Source organism: Brevundimonas sp. TWP3-1-2b1 (genome assembly GCF_049896165.1).
GTDB classification, from domain to species: Bacteria; Pseudomonadota; Alphaproteobacteria; order Caulobacterales; family Caulobacteraceae; genus Brevundimonas; species Brevundimonas subvibrioides_B.
The window spans coordinates 1-2,821 of record NZ_JAFCTT010000032.1 but is presented as its reverse complement, the minus strand read 5'-3'; the positions used below and the strand labels follow the sequence as shown (position 1 = coordinate 2,821).

Annotated in this window: 5 protein-coding genes; all 5 read right to left on the bottom strand. The window is 62.7% G+C overall.

Features of this window, described 5'->3' with window-relative positions; all coding sequences use genetic code 11:
* Nucleotides 1–161 precede the first annotated feature (161 nt).
* Nucleotides 162–344, bottom strand: coding sequence for a hypothetical protein (locus ACP7AB_RS16780; protein WP_425993109.1), 183 nt, complete (start codon nt 342–344; stop codon nt 162–164).
* Nucleotides 345–384: 40 nt separating this feature from the next.
* Nucleotides 385–1,134, bottom strand: coding sequence for an SOS response-associated peptidase family protein (locus tag ACP7AB_RS16775; protein ID WP_425993108.1), 750 nt, complete (start codon nt 1,132–1,134; stop codon nt 385–387).
* 100 nt (nt 1,135–1,234) lie between these two features.
* Nucleotides 1,235–1,633 (bottom strand): hypothetical protein, encoded by a 399-nt coding sequence (locus ACP7AB_RS16770; RefSeq protein WP_425993106.1) that lies wholly within the window; start codon nt 1,631–1,633, stop codon nt 1,235–1,237.
* The gene (locus ACP7AB_RS16765) at nt 1,633–1,908 is read right to left on the bottom strand and encodes a hypothetical protein (protein WP_425993104.1); all 276 of its coding nucleotides are present in this window, start codon (nt 1,906–1,908) and stop codon (nt 1,633–1,635) included. Before ACP7AB_RS16765 ends, ACP7AB_RS16770 begins: the two co-directional genes overlap by 1 nt.
* Before the next feature lie 492 nt (nt 1,909–2,400).
* Nucleotides 2,401–2,821 (bottom strand): hypothetical protein (locus tag ACP7AB_RS16760; RefSeq protein WP_426046202.1); only part of this gene is annotated, 421 nt, incomplete at its 5' end.

Below are 2,821 nucleotides of genomic sequence, written 5' to 3'. Positions count from 1 at the left end.
CGAATCCTGATGGCTCGCCGCTTCGGCGCTCCGTGATCGGCGCGGGTTAACGTGTTCACCCCTCGTCCGCCAACACAGGTCCATTTCGTCACGTCGTTCGATGACCAATGTCCGCTTCCCACCCCGAACAGACGTCCGGGACGTCCGCTTTCGGGTTGCCGCTATCCCGGCCAACGGGCAACGCCAAGGCAGACGAGCGCGGCGGCAAACACCAGTAGCCATCCATCGACCTTTGCGGCGTCTGGATGGACCGGCATGCCGAGCTGCCGGCGGCGGATGCTCCAAAGAGCGAAGCTCATCCCCAGGCCGCCCGCGATGATGTCGATGTCCGGCGACCAAAGCATCTGTGTTCGTGACACCTAATTCATCCGCCGGCACCCCAAATCAGATCACTGCAAGGGTGTCTGCCGCCAACGGCCGCTGAAGGGCCTTCGCCTCATCCCAGGGCGCACGCATCCAGACATCGCGCTCCTCCCCCGTCGTCAGGATCACCGGCATGGCCTTGCGGTGGTAGGTCTTCACCGGCTCGGCGGAATCCGTCGTCAGGAAGGCGAACAGGTCGCAGGTCTCGGGGCCGGTCTTTATCTTGCGCACGCTGGACCACCGCAGAGCGTGGACCCCGGCGAAGAAGGCGAGCGGCTGCTCCTCTGACAGGGCGAACCAGACGTTCTTCATCGTGCCCTGGAAGTCCTGATCCGGCTCGCTGAAGGCGTTGAAGGGGACGAGGCAGCGGTTCGCCGGCCCGACCCAAGGAGCCCAGTGGGCGTTCATCCTGCCGGCCGCGTTCATGGTGTTGCGGACGTTGGTCACGCCTTTGTCTGGCTCGACCTCCAGATACCGCTTGAACGTCTCGTCATCGATCACCTGACCCTTGGCGCGCAGCTTGTCGACCCGCTTCCCCGTCGCTTCGATCAGCGCCTTCTTCGAGGTCGGCATGCCCCATCGTGCCTTGGTCAGGATGCGCTCTCCACCGTCGTTCAGGCGCACGATCGGGGCTTCGTAATCCGGATAGATGTCGCGCGGTTCGAGGTTGCCGACGTCGCTGAGCATCGCACGCGTCATGGCGAGGATGTCGCCTGGCCCGGATTTGGCGCGGTAGAGGTTGCACATCCCCAGACCCTGCCATGCGCCCATGAGGCTGTTAAGTCCGTGGCACTGGCCTTGGAGGCGCTGCAAACGCCGTTGAAGCGGTCAGGGTCCGCTTTGCATCGGTCGGGACAGTTGCGCGCCCTCGCTAGGCTCTGAATCTCCGGCTGGCCTCGGGCTGTGCGGGGTCCGGCAAGGGTCGCTCTCGCTGCTCAGGCGGCAGTCTGGGCGGCACGGTTGGCGTCGTTTCGGCCCACTCCGGCGGCCATTCCGCCCTCAGTTCCATGCAACGGTTGATCGCTGGAGGCGTGCCGTGAAAGGTGATCGTTCCCTTGCAGCCCAGGCGGCGACAGGAGGGATGACGGTTCCATAGAGTCTCTTCGTCCCCAAGCCTGAAAGCGAACCAGTCCAGGTCTGCCGGCATCACCAGAAAGCAGGCGTTGCAGACGGACCAGACAACCCAGCCCTGATCGATCATCTGGCCGATCGTCGCCGCGCGGCAGCGCCACCACGAGACCGGTCGGTTCTCCAGCTTGACGTAGCTCATCAGAACCAGAGCGCTAGGGCAGCCGGCGAGATCGGACCGTCGGTCTGGGATTCATTGCGGGTGTAGGACACGCAGGCGACCCGACTGCCGCAGGCGCACCGAAATCTGCTGGATCGGCCTTCGACCGGCCAGAACCGCGCCGAGCCGAACAGGGGACGAGGGTCCATCAGGACGGCGCGGCCACACTCCGGGCGGTCGCACTGCACCACCATTCTGCGGCCGTGCTCCGGCGCGACGTCTTCGCGTGCGATACGCGGGCGATTGAGGTCGGGCACGACATCATCCAGCGATGGCGGTGGAGCAGCCCAGGCTCCGGAGTTGGATGCCGGCGGCGGACCGCATGACCGAGCCGGGAACCTGCGCCTCAATAAGGTCGAGTATCTCTCCAGCGGCGCGAACGGGGTCGGTCTTGCGGGCTAGTTCTGCGTCTAGCTCGGCGAGCAAGCAGGCCAAGGATCGGTCGTTCATTCACTCTCTCCAGGTTGCCGACCCGGAGAACTTGTGACTCCGCGAGACGGCGACACGCAAGTAAATGTTCCGTCTTTGTTCCAATCGTCCACAGTTGGCTCGGCGCTCTCGTTTCGCTCGGATTGGTCGGTAATCTGTGGAGCGCTCAAAGTGGAAATGAACGCGCGAATCGTCAGGGATCATTCCGAGCGATGGGACGAGGGCTGTATGAAGCGTCGTGCCGGTGAACTGTTTGAAGTGGCACGACAGGTGTTGCCCACAGCCGGGGCGGTCTGAGCGCCCGCTTTTGATCCGGCGCTCTAGATCGCCTCGCCCTGCTCGTCGAACATCTCAGCACACTTGATAAAGAGCACGTTGACGCACTTCAGAATGTGATCAGCCTCTTCGATCTGATAGATGTTCTCATTGTGCATCGTGGCATTGCGCCATGGATTTCGAATAGAATCCAGATTCGCATAGAGCCCTTCAATGCGAGCTCCCTCTGTGTGCGGACCCTTGTCCGCGCTGGTGGGATACTTGACATCAATGCCGTCCTTGATCGTCTTCAGCAGAACGTTCCAATTTCGCTCAGCGGGTTTGATAGGATCGGGAATGTCCAGGAATGTGGATCGGCGTGGAAAAGGGACCCCGTTAGCGGGGTGATCGGCGTCGAATAAGGACCCCTCATTCCTGATGTCTAACGATGGCTGCTTGGCGGATGTCAGGCGGCGAGTTCGGGAT